The sequence below is a fragment of the Litoribacter ruber genome (assembly GCF_018449405.1).
GTDB classification, from domain to species: Bacteria; Bacteroidota; Bacteroidia; order Cytophagales; family Cyclobacteriaceae; genus Litoribacter; species Litoribacter ruber.
Genome location: NZ_JAHCMY010000014.1, coordinates 14,975 through 35,679, shown reverse-complemented (window position 1 = coordinate 35,679; position 20,705 = coordinate 14,975). Strand labels below are relative to the sequence as shown.

Below are 20,705 nucleotides of genomic sequence, written 5' to 3'. Positions count from 1 at the left end.
AATGTTAATGATTAATTGAAGCATAGATGTTTTTAGGAAACCCTTACCTTTGTGAAAAATTAAGACTCAGATGATCAAAACAGCCAAATTCCTCGTCAGCAATACAGACCCTAACAAGTGTCCTGCACCTACCAAGCCGGAATTTGCCTTTATTGGTAGATCCAATGTGGGCAAAAGCTCCCTGATCAACATGCTTACCAATCACAAAGGCCTGGCCAAAACCTCCGGCAGACCGGGAAAAACCCAATTGATCAACCATTTTGTCATCGATGAGAAGTGGTTTATGGTCGATCTTCCCGGTTACGGATTTGCCAAGGTGAGCAAAACCCTGAAAGGGGAATGGGACAAGATGATCAAGGGATACCTGACCCAACGGGAAAACCTGGAGGCCATCTTTGTGTTAATCGACAGCAGGCTGGAACCCCAAAAGATAGATTTGGAATTTATCCTTTGGTGCGCTGAAAATGAGGTGCCCATCGTCTTGATTTTCACCAAGGCCGACAAGCTGAGCCATTCCAAGGTGCAGGGAAATGTGTCCAATTTCCTCAAGGCGGCCAAAGGAATCTTTGAGGAGACGCCCCTTTATTTTGTCACCTCTGCCGAATCGGCCAAAGGAAGGGAAGAGGTTTTGGAATTTATCGATGCGGTCACCGAAGATTTTTATGCAGAAAATTGAAATGGCATTGAGCTTTGAATATTGATGCAGTATATTTGCAACCCTACAAAAAACTATATACAAATGGAGTTTAAAGAATTAGCAACTGTTGCCGGGAAGCCGGGTTTATATAAGGTGGTGAAGCCAAGCAGAACTGGTGTGATCTTGGAATCTTTGGACGCCTCCAAAAAGAAACTTGTCGTGGGTGCTAACCACCGCGTTTCCGTCCTTAGCGAAATTTCCATCTACACCATGAACGAGGAAGGTGCCACGCCTTTGGAAGAGGTGATGAAGACCATCGATAAGGAGTTTGACGGTGATGTGGGATTGACCAGCAGCGCCGATGCCGATGAGCTTAGAAGCTTTTTGAAGCATGTGCTTCCTGAATACGACGAGGACAAAGTGTATACCTCTGATATCAAAAAACTGATCAGCTGGTACAACATCATCCGCAAAGAAAGCCCTGAGGCTTTGAAGGAAAAAGAAAACGGCCAAGAAAAAGCTGAAGACAAAAAAGAAGACTAAAATATAAGCCTGCATGTGATGTGCAGGCTTTTTTGATATGGAGCTTTCAATAGTCCAAGATACGGCCCACTTGCTCAAGAAGGAATTTGATAACCTTCCGGACAAGTTTTATGAAAAGCATGACCTGGTGGAGGCTTTGCGTCCTTTAATTCAGGAAATGCTCAACCGTGATGTTGAGCGTTTCCTCCAGCTGTGCTATCGAATAGACCTAGGAGAGGAAAAGCTCAAAAGGATTCTACACGAAAGCGAGCCGGAAAGGGTCGGTCTTGACCTGGCCGCCGCAATCGTAGACCGGCAAATGCTCAAAATCCAGCTCCGCCGCAAATACAGCACCTAAAAGAAAAAACCTCCGCTTGGAGGTTTTTTCGGTTATTGGGCTATTGTGTATTTAGAAGACGGTAGACCGAAGACCGAAGACGGGAGTTGGGAAACGGGAGGCGGAAATCGGCGCTTCGCGATTTCTAAACCCCTAAACCGTCCCGATGCGCAAGGCGCCAATCGGGACATTAAACTCCTAAACCCAATTCAGCCTTTCTGCACGCCAGCAGCCATATCCACTACTCTAGCTTCCTCGCTAAGGAAGGTTTTGGCTTCATCCACCAGTTTCTCCGAGCCAATGAACAAGGGGGTTCTCTGGTGAAGAGATGTCGGCATGATGTCCAGGATTCTCTCATGGCCATCCGTGGCTTTTCCGCCGGCCTGCTCTGCAATATAGGCCAAAGCATTGGCTTCATAAAGGAGTCTAAGTTTGCCATTGGGTGTTTTGGTGGTGCCGGGGTAAATATAGATCCCGCCTTTCAACAGGTTTCTGTGAAAATCAGCCACCAAGCTGCCGATGTATCTGGCGCTGAAGTTATTTTCTTTGCAGTGGTTGATATAAGACTGCAAGCCATTGCTCATTTGGTTGTAAAGGCCTTCATTTACACTGTAAATGTTCCCCGAAGCAGGGGCCTTCATGTCAGGGTGGGAAAGGAAATACTCGCCCAAAGACTGCTCATAAGTGAAACCGTTTACCCCGTGGCCGGTCGTATATACCAGCATGGTGGAGGAGCCGTAGAGCACATATCCAGCGGCCACCTGCTTGTTGCCCGGCTGCATGATGTCCTCAGGCTGTATCGGGCTGCCCAGTGGGGTCACCCTTCTGTAAATGCTGAAGATGGTTCCTATGGAGATGTTTACATCAATGTTGGAAGAACCGTCCAGTGGATCGATGGCTACCACGTATTTACCGCTGTTGTTTTGAAGGTCGATCACTTCATCATCCTCCTCGGATACCACGGCGCACACTTCTCCCCCTTTGGTAAGGGCGCGGGTAAAACGGATATTGGCTATTACATCCAGTTTCTGCTGCTCTTCCCCCTGCACGTTGGTCTGCCCAAAGGCGCCGCCGATATTGGCTAGACCTGCTCTATTGATTTCGCGATTCACTATCTTTGCGGCCAGGGCGATATCTCTCAATAGCTGAGAAAGCTCACCGGATGCAAACGGGAAGTCATCCTGTTTCATCTTGATGAATCGGTCGAGCGTGGTGCCCACCGAGTAGCCTAAAGCGGAATTGTCTGGAATGTAAGGTTTCGTACGCATATCTTAGAAAAATACTATTTGGGTTTATTGTCTACTTGAAATTACAACAATTATCAATATGTCAAAAGCAATTATTTTCAAATTTGGTGGGGCCTCAGTCAAAGACGCCCAGTCGGTGAAAAACCTTGCTAGCATTTTACTCAATCGTTTGCAAAACCCCTTTCTAATTGTGGTTTCGGCAATGGGAAAATCCACTAATTTGTTAGAGGAGATTTTGAAGGCAAAATTTTCTTTGGTTGACTATTCTTCGAATATTGCAATTCTGAAAGAGCAACACCTGCAGATTTGCCGTGAGCTGTTTGCTCCAGACCACCTGATTTTTGCCAAGATTGAAAATACCTTTCTTCAGTTGGAAAGGGAGCTGGCCATAAAAGTCGCTGACATATCCTATGATGAATACTATGATCAAATAGTGTGCTATGGGGAGCTGCTTTCCACAAAAATTGTCCAAGAATATTTGTGCAGCCAGCAGATCTTCTGCATTTGGCAGGATGCCAGGGAAATAATCTCCACCGATAACCGGCATCGGGTTGCCCAGGTAAACTGGGAGAAAACGGCTTTAAACTGCCGGAAACAGCTTTTGCCAAGCCTCTCCAAGTTTCCCATCATTACACAGGGCTTCATCGGAAGAGCCGACAATGGCAAAAGCACCACCTTGGGTCGGGAGGGATCCGATTTTACCGCGGCTATTCTGGCCAACTGTCTGGACGCGCGCAGCGTGACCATCTGGAAAGATGTGCCCGGAGTGCTGAACGCGGACCCGAAACTATTTCCCGATACCGTTCTTTTCCCAAAGCTTGCCTACAGGGAAGCCGCCGAGATGACCTACTACGGGGCCTCGGTCATCCACCCCAAAACCATCAAGCCACTGGCCAACAAAAATATCCCACTCATGGTCAAATCCTTCATCAATCCTGATGAAAAAGGCACGCTGATCACAGATTGCGAGCCCCAGCAGACCGTTCCCACCTTTGTACAGAAAGGGGATCAGATTCTGGTGACTTTTAGAGTGAAAGATTTCACCTTCGTAAATGAGGCCCGGATCCACCAAATCTATGCGGTGCTGGAAAGTCTGAAAATCAGGGTCAACCTGATGCAGACCTCCGCTATTTCCATTTCGCTATGTTTGGATAAAGAGTTTCTCAAGGTGGAAAAACTAATGCAGGCCCTTAAGACCCATTTTGAGATCAGGTACAATGAGGACCTCAAGCTGCTCACCGTTCTTCACCCCCAGCAGGAGGTGATCAGCAGGATGGAAGAGGGCAAGGAAATCCTGTTGGAGCAAAAGACCCGAAATACTTTTCAGATTGTCTTTAGGGAAGTCTCGACAGCAGGTGCTTGACAGTGCGCTGAATCGGGGGCAGATAGCTGCTTCCGAAAAGGTTTAGATGCACGAGCAGGGGGTAAAGGTTGTAGATCGGCACTCTTTCCTCAAAGCCGGGCTCCAAGGGGAAGGCTTCGTGGTAAGCATGGTAGAATTCCTGCTCAAATCCCCCAAAGAGCTTGGAAAAGGCCAGATCCACCTCCCTGTGGCCATAATAAACCGCGGGGTCTATCAAGGCGGGCTTCCCGGAAGCGGAAGGCATCACATTTCCCGACCAGATGTCCCCATGAAGCAGTGCAGGTATTTCTTTGGGGAAAATATCGTCAAACAAGGGGTAGACCAACCTGATTTCCTCCAAAAACCTCTGGTCAATCAAACCATCGTAAAGTGCTTTTCCGGCCATGGGCTCTAATCGCTGGTGTATAAAAAACTCCGGCCAGGATTTGCAGTAGGTGTTTGGCTGGGCAAGGGAGGCAATGTAGTTTTCCTCTTCAAGACCATAAGAATTATTGGTGGTGGCATGAAGCTGGGCCACTCCGGCCCCGAGTTCCTGCCAGTAATTCCCTGACAGACGTGCCGGGGCAATCCATTCCATCAGCAGGTAATTGATCTCCTCTTCATGGCCGGCGCCGTAAACTTCCGGTATCTTTAGCGGGCTATGCTTTGCCAGCATTTGTAAGCCTTTCGCCTCTTTGGGAAAAATATCCCTTCGGGAATCATAATTGGTTTTGAGCAAAAATTCCCCCTGGTCGGTGTCCAGGTAAATGGCTTGGTTGAGGTTGCCGGCAGCCACCAGGCGGGTTTGGGAAAATTGTGTCTCCCTGCCTAAAGTCTTGAAAAGTATGCGCTCAAATTTCTGGTTTTGATCAAACATTAATGTGTTCAGCTTCTATTTTGTCCAGCAGCTGCTCAATGGCCTCATCCAGGATTTCATAGACCTCCTGAAATTCCTTTTCCCCTCCATAATAAGGGTCCGGGACCTCATTGATTCCCTGAAAATCCGCAAGTTCACGAAGCATCAGGATGCGGTCATGGGTCACATTGTGTTGGGCCATGATAGCGTGGACGTTGTCATAATTCGATCTATCCATTACCAACAGGTAGTCGAAATGTTTAAAATCCAGGCGGTTTATCTGCCTTCCCCTATGGTTGATTGTGATGTTGAACTTTTCTGCACACTGTATGGTGCGCTCATCGGGAAGCTCGCCGATGTGGTAATCAGAAGTGCCGCAACTGTCAGCAGACAGTGCGTGGGACAGGTTCCTTTCCTTCACCTTGTGGTTAAAAATAGCTTCGGCTAGAGGCGAGCGGCAAATGTTGCCCAAACAAACAAACAGTACTTTAATCATAATCATCTAATTGAAAACCCCAGCCCAGCGGTGAGGATGTTGAATTCTTGGAAGGTGTAGTCGGCATTTAGGAAGATGGGCCCAAGATCCACTCTCACACCTACATTGCCCATGGCCCCGGCCACCGCATACCTGAGGCTGATGGGATCCACGATGGGGTTGGTGAAATTGGAGACGTTATAGGTGCCTAAAAGGTCAAAATCCGATGTGCCGGATATGTATCCCGCCGAACCATAAAAGGTAAAAACAGAAAGCTTTTTGCTGAGCAATAGTTGGTAAGTCCAGGTGTTGACCTGAAGTTCACCACGCCCATCGGTGATTTCTTCCAGGGCATATCCAGCCTTGAGACTGTTGAAGGCCACCAAGCCTGATAAATGAAAAGGAAGTTCTCTCAACCCTGGAATATGCTGCTTGATGTCATGCTGTATGCCCCCTCCAAGGATGCCAACTTCCACGCCTTCAATTCGAGTATTAGGCAGAAAGCGGAGCTTGATGTCGGTGCCGAATGGTAAGCCCAACCCGGCCTGCAGCACGGGCGCGGGGACATAATTCACGGGCATCCCGGCCCCGGGGAGTGCATCCACCTGGGCGGCTACGAACCCGTCTTCATAAATGTCCAGCGTTCTGCCAGGACTTTCCGAACCGAATAGCGTGGGGAGTTCGGTAGGGCCTGTTTCCCCAGAGACGCGTAGGTTGTTGTACTGGCTGGGGTCAAAGAGGAAGCTTTCCATCCTGGAGGGAACGGCCGCAGCACTGACACCGATTTTGAAATCAAATCCCAAAGTGCTGTGAGTTTTGGCAGTGTTGGCCCAGCCGGCACCCATGCTGTAGGCAAACCCTTCGGCAGCGGGCTGCACGTAGTGGTTTAGGTAGGTGTTGACATCCGCCACTCCCGATTGCAGGAGGGTTTCTATATCACTTCGGCTCTGGGAAAAGGCCGAAAAACTCATCAGACTCAGCGGAATGGCTACCGCTGCAATAATTTTTTTCATGTACATGGGCACTAACTCAATATAAAACTAATTAAAAAAGAGAAAAAATTATGCCCTCGGGTAGATTTTTGAGGAGTATTTTAAAAAAATGAAATTATTTCTACCTTTGCGGAACGATTCTTTGATGAGAATCATTCTTAGTGGGAAATGAATATAGAGGGAATCAAAAACATCATTACAAAAGGCGGATTGAAGTTTACGCATCAGCGCATGGTCATATACAATGCCATAGCCGAAGCCAAAAACCATCCCACAGCCGAGCATGTTTTTGAGCAGATCAAAAGTGACAATCCTTCTATCTCATTAGGCACAGTCTATAAAACCCTGGACACCTTCGTGACCGCGGGAATCATCCAGAAATTTGTGGACAATAAGGGAGTAATGAGGTTTGACGGTATTCTGGAAGCCCATAGCCACCTTTATTGTAAAAAGACCAACGAGATCAGCGATTATAAGAATGCTGAACTGGAAGCCTTATTGACCAAATTCTTTGACAAGAATCAGATAGAGGACTTTGATATCGATGAGATATCGATCGTGATCAAAGGCCAAAAGCTATAATTCAATCATTAATAACAATAATTTACTTAACCAAAAATCAATTTAATATGTCTTTAGTAGGAAAAAAAGCACCTTTATTCAAAGCACCAGCAGTAGTGGACGGAGAGGAAATCGTAGAAGGATTCTCTTTGGAGCAATACATTGGCGAAAAGGATGTGATCTTCTTCTTTTACCCAAAAGATTTCACTTTCGTTTGCCCTACTGAAATCTTGGCTTTCCAAGAAAAGTTGGCTGAGTTTGAAAAAAGAGGCGTTGCCGTAGTTGGCGCTTCCACTGATACCGAAGAGTCTCACCTTGCATGGTTGGGTCTTCCTAAAGCTCAAGGCGGTATCCAAGGTGTTACTTATCCGATCGTTGCCGATCCTGCCAAAACCATCGCCCATAACTATGGCGTGTTGGCCGGTGAGTGGAATTACAACGAAGAAGGTGAATTGAACTATGAAGGTGCTCCAGTGGCATACAGAGGTTCTTTCTTAATCGACAAGAATGGTGTGGTAAGACACGAAACCATCAACGACCTTCCTCTAGGTAGAAACATCGACGAGATGATCCGTCTGGTAGATGCCCTACACCACGTAGAGAAGCACGGTGAGGTTTGTCCTGCCAACTGGGAAGAAGGAAAAGAAGCTATGGCAGCTACCAAAGAAGGCGTTTCGGCTTACCTAGGTAAGAACTAAGATTCGCTTTTAAATAAAGCCTTTAAAAAGCCCTGCCGTAATGATGGGGCTTTTTTGTTGTATTAGGCACTAAGTTGGTTTAGGAGTTTATTTCCCGGTGCTGCGCAAGGCGGGAGGTTTAGGGGTTTAGTCGCAATGCGAGGCGGAGGGATGCAGGTGGGGCGCTGGGCACTGAGCACTGAGCACTGAGCACTGGGCACTGAGCACTGGGCGCTGAGAAAAGGGCGCGCCCCAGGTCATCTGGTTCCATGTGGCCTCCCTTGGCGATTATGGTTTAAAGTTTAAGGCTTAAGGATGATCCAGTGTCATAAACTATAAACGCTCCGCAGGAGCCATAAGCCATAAACCCCGCAAATGAGGCTTATGGTTTATGGTTTATGGTTTGAAGTTTAAGGCTTATGGCATGAAGATGGTGTATCCGGGAGGCCTTCTTTACCTAAACTTCTAAACCGTCCCGATGCGCGTCAGCGCCCATTGGGGCATTAACCTCCCAAACCATTACGTTTCATCAGCTTTATATTTTCTCGTTAATTATTATGGTAGCTAGATAATTTTGGTTAATAAGGTTCAAGAGAAATCATATTTGTTTAATTTTAATAGCATTACTTTTTAATCCAAAAACCGTTGAACTATTTTGTAAACTTACAGGTTTATTTATGAGAGTTGTTAGTGTAATAGAGCGATCATATGGAAGTCTTTTTGCAGTGAAATTTGAAGGGTATGATAAAGATTCGTTAGAAATTATTCAAGAACAATGGTCCAGTGTCTTATACTTAAGATCGTTTTTCAAGCAATACCAGAAAGATTATTTATCGTTTTATCCCAAGGTGAAGATTAATCAAATGGTAATCAAAGCGATTGATGATGCGGATTGCCTATTTGAAAAGCTGTTTGATCTAGCAAATGATATTAGCGGGGCATCTTTAGCTGATTTTTTTAAACCTTTGGATAATAAAGAGGAGGAAATCTCCTATGAGCTTCAGGCTCTCAAAGCTTATGGTGTGCAGAGTTACTCTTTTTTAAGAATTTACGCAGTAAAGTTTGGACAATCATTTGTAATCACTGGAGGAGCAATCAAATTGACTAGGCGGATGAAAGATAGGCCGCATACGAAATTAGAACTTCAGAAGCTGGAATGGGTGAAGGAGTATTTAAGTGGTGGCCATGAGGCGGCATTTGTGTATTTAGATATTAAGGGTGATGAATAAAATTGAGAAAAAACTTAAGAGTCTAGCAGAGAAGGAACCTTCCTCTAATTGGAAGGAAAAAGTTTCTTTTAGAAAAGAGAATAAAGCTTGGTTAAAAAAATCAGTGCAGATCTCTTTGAGGATATTGGATGTGCTCGAAACTAAAGGCTGGACCCAGGCTCAGTTAGCCCATGAGTTGGGGGTTTCTCCTCAACAAGTAAGCAAATATCTACATGGGGAAAATGACTTTAAGCTTTCCACCCTTGCCAAAATTGAAGATGCCCTAGGTATAGAACTCCTTCAAATCTCAGAGGAAAACGTATCCCAAAGCATCAAAATACCTGAATAGGTTTAGGAGTTTATTTCCCTGTGCTGCGCACAGCGGGAGGTTTAGGTGTTTAGTCGCTATGCGCGGCGGAGGGATGCAGGTGGGGCACTGGGCACTGAGCGCTGGGAAAAGGGCGCGCCCCAGGTCATCTGGTTCCATGTGGCCTCCCTTGGCGATTATGGTTTAAAGTTTAAGGCTTATGGTTTGATCCATTGTCATAAACTATAAACGCTCCGCAGGAGCCATAAGCCATAAACCCCGCAAATGAGGCTTATGGTGTATGGTTTAAAGTTTAAGGCTTATGGTTTGATCCGTGTCATAAACGATAAACGCTCCGCAGGAGCCATAAGCCATAAACCCCGCAAATGAGGCTTATGGTGTATGGTTTAAAGTTTAAGGCTTATGGTTTGATCCGTGTCATAAACGATAAACGCTCCGCAGGAGCCATAAGCCATAAACCCCGCAAATGAGGCTTATGGTTTATGGTTTAAAGTTTAAGGCTTATGGTTTGATCCGTGTCATAAACTATAAACGCTCCGCAGGAGCCATAAGCCATAAACGGATTAAATTCCTTAATTTTGTCCGAATGAAACGGTTATACGATCTATCCATGCAGGCTTTCGAACTGCTTTTTCCCTTGGTGGGCAGGACCAATGCAAAGCTGCAGGCAATGGCCGAGGGAAGGAAAGGTGTATTCGGCAAACTCGCAGCATTCAAGTCCCAACATGAAAAGGTCATCTGGTTCCATGTGGCCTCCCTTGGCGAATACGAGCAGGCCAAACCCGTGATGGCCAAGCTTAAGGAAAAATCGGATGCCGCCATCCTGCTGACTTTTTTCAGTTCCTCCGGGTATGAAAACGTGATCAGGAAAAAACAGCCCTCCGTCGACGGGATCTTTTACCTGCCCTTTGATACCGTTGCCAATGGGGATCGGTTTGTGAAAGCCATCCAGCCAAAACTAGCCCTTTTTGCCAAATATGATATTTGGCCCAACTATATGAAAGCCTTGCAAAAGCACAAAGTGCCCGCATACCTTTTTTCCGCGGCCTTCAGGGAGGAGCAGTCGTATTTTAAAAAGGACAGTTTTCTTCGGGAAGCCCTGAAAAGCTTTTCCCATATTTTTACCCAAAACGAAAAATCCCTAGAGCTCCTCAAGCAGATTGGCTATCAATCGGCCAGCTTTACAGGCGATACCAGATTTGACAACGTAAAGGCTCTTAGCGAAAATCCCCAACGGTTCCCGGTGCTAGAAAAGTGGATAGGGGAGCAGCCTGTTTTGGTGGTAGGCAGCGCTTGGCAGGAGGACATGGATTGCCTCATTCCGTTTATCAACAAAAACAGAAAGTATAAATACATCATAGCTCCCCACGAGATCAAGTCGGAGAAAATGGGGGCCTGGCGTAAGGCTATTTCCAAACAATCCGAGCTTTACAGCAATTTTAAAGGGGATGAGCTGACCAAAGTGGTCATCATTGACAACGTGGGCATGCTTTCATCTTTGTACCAATATGCCGAAATTGCCTATGTGGGCGGGGCTTTTGGCAAGGGGCTGCACAACATTTTGGAACCCATCGCCTATGGCATACCGGTTCTTTTCGGAAAACTGAAGAAAGTCGGCAAATTCCCCGAAGCAGCTATCAGTCAAAAGTATGGGTGTGGGTTTGAGGTTAGTGGTGCCGAGGACTTTTTAAATAAGGTGATGTTTTTGCAGGACGAAGAGGTGTATAAATCCGCCCAGTCAGCTGCCAAAAAAATGGTGGAGGAAAACCTGGGCAGTGCCCAAAAAATAGTAGACCATATCATGAAAGAAATAAAAGGATGAAAGGTAGGGTAATCAAATCAACAGGCAGCTGGTACATGGTGCAGGTCGGCGACAAACTCCTACAGTGCCGCTTGAGGGGCAAGTTTAAGCAGGATGACCTCAAACTCACCAATCCCATTGCCGTGGGCGATTACGTGGAAATGGAACAGGAACAGGATCAGGATACCGCCGTCATTACCGAAATCCTGCCACGGGAAAATTACATCATACGGAAGTCTACCCGCAAAACCCATTTTTCCCACATCATGGCCTCCAACATTGACCAGGCCTTTTTGGTGGTTACCCTGAGAAACCCCCGCACATCATTGGGCTTTATCGACAGGTTTTTGGTCAGTGCGGAGAGTTTCCGCATTCCCACCACTATTGTGGTCAACAAAATGGACCAAAAGCATACCGATAAGGACTGGGCTTTTTTGGAAGACATCATGGAGATCTATGAGCCCCTTGGCTATCCGGTAATCCCCATGTCTGTGCTGGTGGATGAGGATGTGGAGGAAAAGTTAATGCCCTTGCTTCAGGGAAAAACCACCCTGCTTACCGGTCATTCCGGGGTAGGGAAGTCCTCTTTGCTGAATAAAATTGTGCCAGAAGCCACCCAGGCAATCAAGGACATTTCCAAATTTACCACCAAAGGCGTCCACACCACGACCTTTGCCGAGATGTTTCCGATCAAGGACGGCGGCTACATCATTGATACGCCTGGGATCAAGGAATTTGGCATTTTGGATATTGACGACAATGAGCTTTCCCACTATTTTGTGGAAATGCGGCAATACCTTGGTCAATGCAAATACAACAACTGCAAGCACCTCAACGAGCCTGGATGCGTGGTGTTGGAAAAACTGGAGAAGGGATACATCCACCCATACCGCTACGACAGTTACATCCGCATCCTTCACGAGGAGGACAGTTACCGATAAGAGACATTTAATTTTGAAACCTAAAGCAATTGCTTTAATTTTCCTTTTCAAAAGCCCCGAAAACTAATATGGCAGAGACAAAAACCCTGGTGCTTAACCATAAGCAGATTGAGCAGAAGATTACCCGCATCGCCTATGAGATCTACGAACGCAACCTCTCTGAAGAAGGGGTGGTATTTGCAGGCATAGCCGGGATGGGCTACAGACTCGCAAAAATGCTTTCGGACAAGCTCAAGGAAATCTCTCCCCTGCCCGTGGAACTGATGGAGGTGAAGTTGGATAAAAACGCGGTGGTGCAGGGAGAAGTGACGCTTTCCGCGGATCTGAATTTGGGAAACAAGAGCCTTATTTTGGTGGACGATGTGCAAAACACAGGTAAGACACTTGCCTATGCCCTGAAGCCTTTTTTGGAAATGCCCTTAAAGAAAATGGAAATTGCCGTGTTGGTCAACAGAAGCCACAAGCTTTTTCCCGTCACGCCGGATTATACCGGTTTTGAACTTTCCACAACTTTAAACGAACACATTGAGGTGGACCTGGAGTCTGCCCAAAACACCGTACACCTTCACTGACATGTCAATTCACCAATCTTCGAATATCAAACGAATCACTACCCACACCCTTCAGGAGATGAAGAACCGAGGGGAGAAAATTTCTATGCTCACTGCCTATGATTTTTCCATGGCGGGAATTGTCGATGCCGGAGGTGTGGACATCATTTTGGTGGGTGATTCAGCCTCCAACGTCATGGCGGGCCACGAGACCACCCTGCCGATCACGTTGGACCAGATGATCTATCACGCCACCTCAGTGGTGAGGGGCGTCAAGCGTGCATTTGTGGTGGTGGATATCCCTTTCGGTAGCTACCAGGGCAACAGTTCAGAGGCCTTGCGATCCGCTATTCGGATCATGAAGGAATCCGGAGCCCATGCCGTAAAGGTGGAGGGTGGCGCCGAGATCAAGGAATCGGTAGTCCGTATCCTGAGTGCAGGCGTACCTGTGATGGGCCATTTGGGATTGACTCCCCAGTCGATATACAAGTTTGGAACCTACACCGTAAGGGCCAAGGAGGATGCAGAGGCGCAAAAGCTCATCGAAGACGCGAAGATCTTGGAGGATTGTGGCTGTTTTGCCTTGGTATTGGAAAAAATCCCGGCTGCTTTGGCCAAAAAGGTAGCGCAAAGTGTGTCCATTCCCGTGATCGGCATAGGCGCTGGTCCTGATGTTGACGGGCAGGTCCTGGTAGTCCACGACATGCTTGGCATCACCCAGGAATTCAAGCCCCGCTTCCTCCGCCAATACGCCGACCTGCGCACCCAAATGCTCAAGGCGGTGGAGAATTACATTGATGACGTGAAGTCGAGGGATTTTCCGAATGAAAAAGAAAGTTATTGAGGGAGGTATGTTTTGGTACGAAGTACAAGGTACCAAGTACCAAGTACTCTTAGGACGAAGGCTTTATAGGCCAAATTTATCGTGGTTAGATCATTTGCCCGTCGGACTTCGTCCTCTATGTGTAAATCGGATGTAAAGAACTGCTGGGCAAATCGCCGCCTCGCGCTTAAACCCCTAAACGAGTCCCGATGCACGCCAGCGCCAATCGGGACCTAAACCCTTAAACCACCTAGTTTCTATTCATCCACGCCTCAGCCTAGTATCAAACTTAAACGCCTTGACTTCTTTTATCTTTAGTTTGGAATGCAGCTTATGTGCGCAGTTGATAATATAATTGTGCGAGGTGTCAATAATTGCGCTAGGTACTTTTAAGGCAAGAGAATCCTTGCTCACTATCCATTCTTCGGTAATTTCAGCTAAAACACTAGGTGCAGGGTAGTCTCGCCAGTTAGGAGGAAGGTCAGAGAATTTAAGTTCTATGATGGAATTGGAGGGTATCTGCAAAGTTATCATATCCATTTCAGGAAGGACCATTGGTGGTATATTTACCAAGGCTTCCAGTAGAGCTATTTCCCTACTTTCCCCGGTATATAAAACAGGGGAACCTTTTTTGTTCCACCGACCCCCGAATAAAGAGGATCCTGTGCCAGAAAGATCCCGAGAATATTTAGTAGAGGCTAATCGGAATACAAGCATACCCTAGCTATAGACTCCGTGCTCGATTCTGCCAAGCAAATCCTTCACCTTGGCCACACCTCCGGGCATTTCTATCAATTGCTCGGGCTGTTTTCCTCCCAAGGCTGTATTGGGCAATTGCATCCATTGGATGAAGTTAGCTTTATCCTGAAACACCTCCACTCCATTGAGATAGAGGTCAGCCAATTCAAAAAGCTTGACCCCATGATATTGATCAAGCTCCTTATCAGCCTTGATCCAGCGATACAAAGTAGGTTCCGAAACGTGTAACATGGAGGCTGCTTGGGATTTGGACAGCTCGAAATATTCCCTGAAATTCTCGATAGCCTGCGAATGCAAACCTTTGGCAGCAATCTCTATAAAATCAAATGGACTCTCAATCTCCCCTCCGACATACTCTTCCCCCAGCACCTTGATCAGCTTCTCAAAATGCCCCGCCACTCTTTTACCGTATTTGCCCGTATCCTCCATAGTCTATCAAATGAAAAATTATATTATTAAATTTACGAAATAAAAGCCAGTATGTTTCCTCATCCGACATATTTCAGACTCGGGATTGCGTTATAATTTAACCGCAAAGATTTTTTTGTAATAAAAGCTTTGCGCTTCTTTGCCTCTTTGCGGTGGACTTTCTAGCGTTCAAAATTTAACCACAAAGGTCACGAAGAAGCGCTAAGTGGATTTGGTGAGAAGTGAGAAGTGGGTTTTCGCTCGATAAATAATCCGATGGCTTTAGCCACGATTCCAACGCTGAGAATTACGGCTAAAGCCAGAAACCTCCCCCTGCCCCCAGGACCTCCAACTGAAGTTGGAGGCAAGTAATTATTCACTGTCTCGAAAGTACGGTTGAATCTCACCGCAAAGTTTTTAAAGGAGCGCTAAGTTTATTTGGAATAATGGCTTTGCGCTTCTTTGCCTCTTTGCGGTTGTTAATTACAGTTGTTTAAATTATGAGGACCATCCTGACATCAACTCGTTCTTATTAAAGTGTCAAAATGTTTTGGTCTGTCTTTAAAAACTTCTTGATTAATGCTGTCTTTGATTGAAGTAGGGTGATTATTTCCTTATTTGAGCAGTTTCCTGTAGTAATCCAAATTAATTTGGGCGGAGGAATTGATCCAACCGCCTTGTAATAAAAATCTTTGCCTTTACTAAGTATGGCGTCAAATCCTTTTTGAGCAAACTCCCAGATTTCTGAATCACTAGCGGTATGAAGTCCTAACTGGTAGACGTGTTTACTCCCAGGAAAATCCTTTTCTAGAAGGATTATTAAATTAACTGAAAGGTTGTTGTCAATTAATATTTTTGACATATTAGTTCAGCTAACTGTAACTTTCCTTTCTGTATCCGCTGCATATGCCAGGCAAGCAAGAATATCTTCTCTATTTAGCATAGGGAAATTTTCTAGAATCTCTTCAATTGTATCCCCTGAGGCCATGTAACTTAGGATATCATATACAGTTATTCTCATGCCTCTTATACAAGGCTTGCCAGAGCGCTGCTTTGGATCAATAGTAATATGTTTTGTATAGTCAATCATAGCGTTTAGTAATATACGATATAAAAAAGCATAAAGATTAGTTTATCGTACAAAATAACAGCTAACCTATTAAAGTAGCTCGAAGTTTTTTATATAAAAGCTTTGCGGCTCTTTGCCTCTTTTCGGTGGACTTTCTAGCGTTCAAAATTTAACCGCAAAGGTCACGGAGAAGCGCTAAGCGGATTTTGTGAGAAAACATAATGTGGAGTCAGCGAAGAGGAAACTCTGAGAAACTCTGTGAAGAACTCTGAGAAACTCTGTGTCCCTTTTCTTTCCGCGAAGACGTGTACGTGGCTTCCCACTTCGTACTTCCCCTACGCGTCCTTCTTAGGCTCGCTATCGCTGCTGGCCATATTATCCACCTCTTGCTCACTGTCCGCTATTGCGTGGGGTGGGGTGATGGGGTAGAGGAAGTCCTGGAGCTCTTTGAGGAAGCCCAGGCTGCCGTTAGACAGGTTGCTCAGCACGATGATGGTGCTGTGGTCTTTTGGGTTGCGCAGCATGTAGGTGTTGTAGCCATGCCATAGACCTGCATGATAGTGGACAATATCGCCATTCTTAAGTTCCTTGATTCTCCAGCCATAGCCGTAATCCTCATTATCCCTTCTTTTGCGTACCCGGCTTCCCATCCAGGCCTCTTCGAGGGTTTCCTTGGATACCAGCTTCTCGGTGTACAACGCCTGGTCCCATTTATACAGGTCGTCAAGGGTGCTATAAAGCCCCTTGTCGCCCAACACGTAATCGAGATAGTCTGGATTTCTCTTCCTTCTGTTGCGCTCATGGCCAGGTACGACCAGGTCTGTAGGAAGGTTGTCGCTATAGGTGAAGGTGTGCTCCATGTCCAACGGCTTGAATATCCTTTCCTGAAGGAAATCCGAGAAAGCCATCCCGGAGGCCTTTTCCACTATAGAAGCCAACAGGAAGTATCCCGTGTTGCTATAATCAAACCTGATATTGGGTCTGTAATACACGGGGGGCTGATGCGCATACATGAGGTCGATCACATCGTTGTTGAATATCGGCAAAGACCTGTCGGGCCAAAGCTCATCGCTGAAATACGTGTAGTTTGATAAGCCAGATCGATGGGTGAGCAATTGCTTGACGGTAATGTCAGGGTAGGGGAATTCCGGAAAGAACTCCTGAATCACATCCTCATAATCCAGCTTGCCCTCTTCCTTGAGCATCATCACGGCCATGGCGGTAAACTGCTTGGAGACTGATGCCAGTTGAAAAGCTTTATCCGTGGTCATGGGCTCCCTTTTGGCAAGGTCGGCATACCCAAAGGCACTTTTAAAAATAACCTGATCATATTTGGTGACCATCACGGTGCCGTTAAATCCCCTTCTTTTATGGTAATAATTGAAAAGGGAATCCAACTGCCCTTCCAGTTCCCGAGCAGACTCCTCTGTAAAGGTTTCCGGTATCTCAATTCTCTCCCGCCCATCATCCTCTAGGGCGGCCATGACATTGACCAGCGGGTCCTCATGAAAGGGGATGGAAGATCCCACCCGCTGCTCTGCCTGGGGCTCCTGGCAGGCATAGCCAATGATCAGCAGGATCGGTAAACTCAAAAACTTAATTATAGGTAATCTTTTGGGTAATAAGGGCATGTATGCTGTATTTTTCTTGCTAGGGAATCTACAAACTTAACGGAACAACTTAAAATACCAACAAATAATTCAACTTATTTTGAATTGGGTTTAGAAGGTTATCGTCCCTGCGGGACCGTTTAGGGGCTTAGATTAAAGACCTAAACATCTAAACCTCCCGATCCGCGAAGCGGCTATCGGGAAATAACCTCCTGACCCCACTCATACAAATTCTGCGGTGTTATACTTTTTCTTGGCTACGGGATACGGTTTGCCGGCTACGAACTTGAAAAACTCTATGCCCAGCATACATACCTTGTGGGGGAAAGTCTCGCCTTCAAATTCCAGGGTAAAAGAAAGATCGCCGGGGTTGAGCTCCATGGGCAAATAATCGCTTTCCGTTCTGACGCCGTCTGCTTCCTCAGCCTCCAGTTCCACGGCGGCGGCCTCTGCAAACAGCCGGAAATGGGTGGCGTTGCTTGGGCCCCTGAATTCCTGGGGCTGCAGCTCCTCGAAAGTGAATTGCACTGCCCTGTCGGTTTTACTTACCTCATAATAACAATTCAGGGTGCTTTTGAGGGACCTGGCTTTGTTGGCTCTGAACCCTTTTAATATAGCGAGGTTCTCAGGAGTGAGCACCCTGCTCCCACGGTCGCTCACGGGGTCGTTTTTGACTGCTTCTGAAAGGATGGATATAAACCTGGAGTGAAAGGTGCTGTCGGGTACGCGGATCAGGGAGTCCCTGACAGCATGTTTGAGTAGAAGCGCCATGTGGGAAGCGGTGCCAAATTCCTGCATGTTTTCCCGGGTACGCTCGTATTTGGGATCGTTCATGATCCTCGACTTGGTGACACCGCCTTTTTGCCGGGCCCGCGGACCTTCCGAGGTGTTATAAAACGTCACCCCACCGATAGTGCCGGTGAAAGTAACCATACTGGTTTGTTTTGCCATAGGTTTTAAAATTAGGAATTAGGAATTGGGAATTGGGAATTGGGAATGAGGAATTGGGAATTAGGAATGAGGAATGGGGCTGCGTCAATTCTTCATTCCTAATTCACCATTTTTAATTATCTAAACTTTTCCCAAATACACTGTCCTCGACACTTCATATTTGCCGTTGCGCGGGTTTTTGAAGGTGAAGAAGGCGTAGGCGTGTAGGTTTCCGCGGTAGCGGTCGGGGTTGCTTACGGGGATCTCCTGCATCTCCATGGACCTGGGGTTGCCTTCGGTGCAGTGGAAGGAGCGGATCTTGACCGTGTCGTAGAGCAATACCGAAACCTTATCGCGGTTGGCCGCATTCCCCTCCCCGGCGTTGTTCTGCCATTTGACCAGGACGGTCTTTTCATCCTTCCATTCCACGCTGCCCTCAGACATCCCGGTAAGGTCGCCTCCGCTTACCTGCAGCAGGCCTGGAACGGGTTCGGGTTCGCCCTCCTTGAAGGCCGTTTTGAGGAATTTGCTCAGTCCCACTTTTGCCGGTGAGCGCATGCCCGTTTGATAGTTGATGAAGCCCAAGCGGAAGATCTTGGTCAGGGGCTTTACAAACTGGTTTGCCATGTAAAACCTGTCCCAGCCCATGGTCTGGAGTTCTGAGGGGGCAGAATGGTCCGGAACCACATAGGTCCTTACATAAGTGATGCCGTTGACGGTGTAGTAGACTTTGTCGCCGTGGCGGCCATTGAGGCCCTGTTCGTGTAATGGTGCTCTTGCCATACGAATTAGTTGTGCGTGAAAAAGGGACACAGAGTTTCTCAGAGTTTTACCCCGATAGCTATCGGGGGAGTTCCACAGAGTCCTCTTCGCGGAAAATTGTTGATAATTTTAAATGAATATTTGAATGGCTAGAAAAAAAACACCATAAATGCGTAAATTTGGCCTTAAATTTGTTGCGGTAAAAAAGCTACTCGAAATTAAAAATTTTGAAGGTCTCAGCCTTACCGGAAGGATTTCCATGTGCGGAATCCCATGAGCCAGAGAAGCCGCTGAATACTCAAAATCGGCTTCCGGTCCCCACTACATAACCTCGATAAATACCAAGGCTAGGTCATTTCCATATCAATGTGGTATTAAATTAATTATTGCTGCAATACAAAGCAAACATTTAGTCATATTTTATTTATAACCAGTCCGTTAGCACCCAGACTCTACCCCGCATAGACTCCCAAGCCACCCTGTCAAAATACGGAGAGGGTACGGAGTGGGTCCCGAGTGGGATCGGAGTGGATACGGAGTGGGTTAACCGCGGATTTGCTTCAATGTAGGCATTGGGTCCTAGCTGCCTTAGCTAAAACTCAAGTAAGCCATAAATGGGATATGGGCAGTGACAGGGTAAGTGTCCGGCTAACGAGGAGAGTGAAAAAGCCGAAAGACCGAGTGGTGATTTCGGAAAGGAAAATAGGGTTTAATTACCAGTAAACATGTACCAAATATTGATCCAATTTTTTAGCCTGGCAAATGAGGGTGCGGGAAATGGGGCGTTTAGCGTATTTTGGCTGGGTGGCACATAAGTCTGCACTTGATTAACCGAGGAGTAGTTAGCATGGTTTTGACTTGAAATAGCCACTAATGCACTGATGAAACCAGGCATTAGTGGCTGTTATTTTTTAATAATGAAATTGGTTTATTACCTCACAAAGGTATAGGTCCCCTGGATTTCATTGGTAGTTTTCATTTCCCCTTGGTTGGTTTCCGTTATATGATCAAAATCCATGATCAGAATGCGATCGGTGATTTCCCGGATAATGGCTTCTGAAGGTTCTGATCCCTCTGCATGCACCCTGATCACGTTGTCGCCTACAATTTCCCAGTCTCCAGACTGCATAAAGCCTTCAAGCCTGTAAGAAACCTCACTGGGAAACATTTCTTCCCTATCGATACCAAAAAAATCCGAATCAAAGACATCATCCATACCCCCGTAATCTACTTTCATGTCTATAATATAGCTGCCGCTGGTGTGGTAGCCATTGGGGTTTTGTTGAAACTCGATGATGACATCCAGGTCTCTTCCTTCTCCTACGGTAGTTGTCGTGCTTGTTTCACCATAAGCGCTTACAGAGGAAACGGCTGTGTAATTCATCTCCTCTAAATTCCAGGTACCCATAAATTCTTCAGGCTGGTTCCATTCTTCATCATTTGAACAGGAGAAAAATGCAAGTAAGGCCGTTGCCATAAACAACAATCGTAAATTTTTCATCATAAAAAGGGTTTTGGTGTAAAATAAATTAAGGGTTTTGGTATAAAATAATTAAAGTAGTTTTCCGCAGCGGTCTATTCCGTCATAGGCAGTCCCCAAAAGGAAGTCCACTGTATAAAATACAGGAGTAGCGTATAGTCAAAGGTATGGTAAGAGTTCAATTGCCAATTTTTCTTAGGCGAAGGCTGAAAGAAATGCCCCCTTTCGGAAAAATAAATATGATGCCGGCTGGTTAAAATCAAATATAAGCAAGTTAAAAGTCTCAGAACAATAAATTTTGTAGGTTAAATAGTGTTATTGCCGTGGCAAACTAATAAAATATTTTTAAAACACCTAATTTTGGTTTTTGATACCCCGTATTTAAGGGC

24 protein-coding genes are annotated in these 20,705 nt (G+C 46.2%); 12 read left to right on the top strand and 12 right to left on the bottom strand.

The features are described 5' to 3' along the window. The first annotated feature begins 70 nt into the window (after positions 1-70). From yihA to KI659_RS16150, 3 genes are all read left to right on the top strand, one after another. Positions 71-676, top strand: a complete 606-nt coding sequence (gene yihA, locus KI659_RS16160; protein WP_213946412.1) for a ribosome biogenesis GTP-binding protein YihA/YsxC — start codon at positions 71-73, stop codon at positions 674-676. Positions 677-739: 63 nt separating this feature from the next. After that, positions 740-1,180, top strand: a complete 441-nt coding sequence (locus KI659_RS16155; RefSeq protein ID WP_213946411.1) for a DUF5606 family protein — start codon at positions 740-742, stop codon at positions 1,178-1,180. 37 nt (positions 1,181-1,217) lie between these two features. Next, the gene (locus KI659_RS16150) at positions 1,218-1,517 is read left to right on the top strand and encodes a hypothetical protein (protein ID WP_213946410.1); all 300 of its coding nucleotides are present in this window, start codon (positions 1,218-1,220) and stop codon (positions 1,515-1,517) included. A 188-nt stretch (positions 1,518-1,705) separates the two neighbouring features. Here the strand turns inward: KI659_RS16150 and fbp are convergent, their stop codons facing one another. Then, positions 1,706-2,764, bottom strand: coding sequence for a class 1 fructose-bisphosphatase (fbp, locus tag KI659_RS16145; RefSeq protein WP_213946409.1), 1,059 nt, complete (start codon positions 2,762-2,764; stop codon positions 1,706-1,708). A gap of 58 nt (positions 2,765-2,822) precedes the next feature. Here fbp and KI659_RS16140 point away from each other — a divergent pair, with 58 nt between their 5' ends. After that, positions 2,823-4,106, top strand: a complete 1,284-nt coding sequence (locus KI659_RS16140; protein ID WP_213946408.1) for an aspartate kinase — start codon at positions 2,823-2,825, stop codon at positions 4,104-4,106. On the opposite strand, the gene KI659_RS16135 is transcribed toward KI659_RS16140, so the two are convergent. Genes KI659_RS16135 through KI659_RS16125 form a run of 3 tightly spaced genes read right to left on the bottom strand, consistent with a single transcriptional unit; the run spans position 4,078 to position 6,429 of the window. Further along, a complete protein-coding gene (locus KI659_RS16135; protein ID WP_213946407.1) occupies positions 4,078-4,962 on the bottom strand; it encodes a fructosamine kinase family protein in 885 nt (294 codons plus the stop codon). The two genes, KI659_RS16140 and KI659_RS16135, sit on opposite strands and share 29 nt — an antisense overlap. Then, entirely contained in the window at positions 4,955-5,437 is a 483-nt protein-coding gene (locus KI659_RS16130) for a low molecular weight protein-tyrosine-phosphatase (RefSeq protein WP_213946406.1), read from the bottom strand. Before KI659_RS16130 ends, KI659_RS16135 begins: the two co-directional genes overlap by 8 nt. A 2-nt stretch (positions 5,438-5,439) precedes the next feature. After that, the gene (locus tag KI659_RS16125) at positions 5,440-6,429 is read right to left on the bottom strand and encodes a DUF6588 family protein (protein WP_213946405.1); all 990 of its coding nucleotides are present in this window, start codon (positions 6,427-6,429) and stop codon (positions 5,440-5,442) included. 147 nt (positions 6,430-6,576) lie between these two features. Between KI659_RS16125 and KI659_RS16120 the strand changes: the two genes are divergently transcribed. The 8 genes from KI659_RS16120 (at position 6,577) to panB (ending at position 13,319) form a co-directional block, all read left to right on the top strand. After that, positions 6,577-6,990 (top strand): Fur family transcriptional regulator, encoded by a 414-nt coding sequence (locus KI659_RS16120; protein WP_213946404.1) that lies wholly within the window; start codon positions 6,577-6,579, stop codon positions 6,988-6,990. A 47-nt stretch (positions 6,991-7,037) separates the two neighbouring features. After that, positions 7,038-7,667: a peroxiredoxin gene (locus tag KI659_RS16115; protein ID WP_213946403.1), complete on the top strand. Its 630-nt coding sequence runs from the start codon at positions 7,038-7,040 to the stop codon at positions 7,665-7,667. A gap of 656 nt (positions 7,668-8,323) precedes the next feature. Continuing rightward, entirely contained in the window at positions 8,324-8,875 is a 552-nt protein-coding gene (locus KI659_RS16110; protein ID WP_213946402.1) for a hypothetical protein, read from the top strand. Then, entirely contained in the window at positions 8,868-9,203 is a 336-nt protein-coding gene (locus tag KI659_RS16105) for a helix-turn-helix domain-containing protein (protein ID WP_213946401.1), read from the top strand. Before KI659_RS16110 ends, KI659_RS16105 begins: the two co-directional genes overlap by 8 nt. Positions 9,204-9,768: 565 nt before the next feature. Next, entirely contained in the window at positions 9,769-11,004 is a 1,236-nt protein-coding gene (locus tag KI659_RS16100; protein ID WP_246535446.1) for a 3-deoxy-D-manno-octulosonic acid transferase, read from the top strand. After that, positions 11,001-11,924, top strand: coding sequence for a ribosome small subunit-dependent GTPase A (gene rsgA / locus KI659_RS16095; protein WP_213946400.1), 924 nt, complete (start codon positions 11,001-11,003; stop codon positions 11,922-11,924). The genes KI659_RS16100 and rsgA overlap by 4 nt, the downstream gene beginning before the upstream one ends. Before the next feature lie 68 nt (positions 11,925-11,992). Next, on the top strand, positions 11,993-12,496 hold the full coding sequence (locus KI659_RS16090) for a phosphoribosyltransferase family protein (protein ID WP_213946399.1): 504 nt from the start codon (positions 11,993-11,995) through the stop codon (positions 12,494-12,496). A 1-nt stretch (position 12,497) separates the two neighbouring features. After that, positions 12,498-13,319 carry a 3-methyl-2-oxobutanoate hydroxymethyltransferase gene (gene panB / locus KI659_RS16085; protein ID WP_213946398.1) on the top strand — a complete coding sequence of 274 codons (822 nt, stop codon included), beginning with the start codon at positions 12,498-12,500 and terminating at the stop codon, positions 13,317-13,319. Positions 13,320-13,559: 240 nt separating this feature from the next. Here panB and KI659_RS18785 read toward each other — a convergent pair whose 3' ends face one another. From KI659_RS18785 to KI659_RS16045, 8 genes are all read right to left on the bottom strand, one after another. After that, a complete protein-coding gene (locus KI659_RS18785; protein WP_213946397.1) occupies positions 13,560-14,015 on the bottom strand; it encodes an RES family NAD+ phosphorylase in 456 nt (151 codons plus the stop codon). 3 nt (positions 14,016-14,018) lie between these two features. Beyond that, complete coding sequence (gene parS / locus KI659_RS16075) at positions 14,019-14,486, bottom strand: type II RES/Xre toxin-antitoxin system antitoxin (protein WP_213946396.1); 468 nt, start codon at positions 14,484-14,486, stop codon at positions 14,019-14,021. Positions 14,487-14,997: 511 nt separating this feature from the next. After that, positions 14,998-15,327, bottom strand: a complete 330-nt coding sequence (locus KI659_RS16070) for a DUF5615 family PIN-like protein (protein ID WP_213946395.1) — start codon at positions 15,325-15,327, stop codon at positions 14,998-15,000. 6 nt (positions 15,328-15,333) lie between these two features. After that, the gene (locus KI659_RS16065; RefSeq protein WP_213946394.1) at positions 15,334-15,555 is read right to left on the bottom strand and encodes a DUF433 domain-containing protein; all 222 of its coding nucleotides are present in this window, start codon (positions 15,553-15,555) and stop codon (positions 15,334-15,336) included. 314 nt (positions 15,556-15,869) lie between these two features. After that, the gene (locus tag KI659_RS16060) at positions 15,870-17,126 is read right to left on the bottom strand and encodes a serine hydrolase domain-containing protein (protein WP_246535445.1); all 1,257 of its coding nucleotides are present in this window, start codon (positions 17,124-17,126) and stop codon (positions 15,870-15,872) included. Positions 17,127-17,366: 240 nt separating this feature from the next. Beyond that, on the bottom strand, positions 17,367-18,095 hold the full coding sequence (locus KI659_RS16055; protein WP_213946392.1) for a hypothetical protein: 729 nt from the start codon (positions 18,093-18,095) through the stop codon (positions 17,367-17,369). Between the two features lie 120 nt (positions 18,096-18,215). Then, entirely contained in the window at positions 18,216-18,857 is a 642-nt protein-coding gene (locus tag KI659_RS16050) for a DUF6266 family protein (RefSeq protein ID WP_213946391.1), read from the bottom strand. Positions 18,858-19,767: 910 nt separating this feature from the next. Continuing rightward, the gene (locus KI659_RS16045; protein WP_213946390.1) at positions 19,768-20,340 is read right to left on the bottom strand and encodes a hypothetical protein; all 573 of its coding nucleotides are present in this window, start codon (positions 20,338-20,340) and stop codon (positions 19,768-19,770) included. Positions 20,341-20,705: the final 365 nt, after the last annotated feature.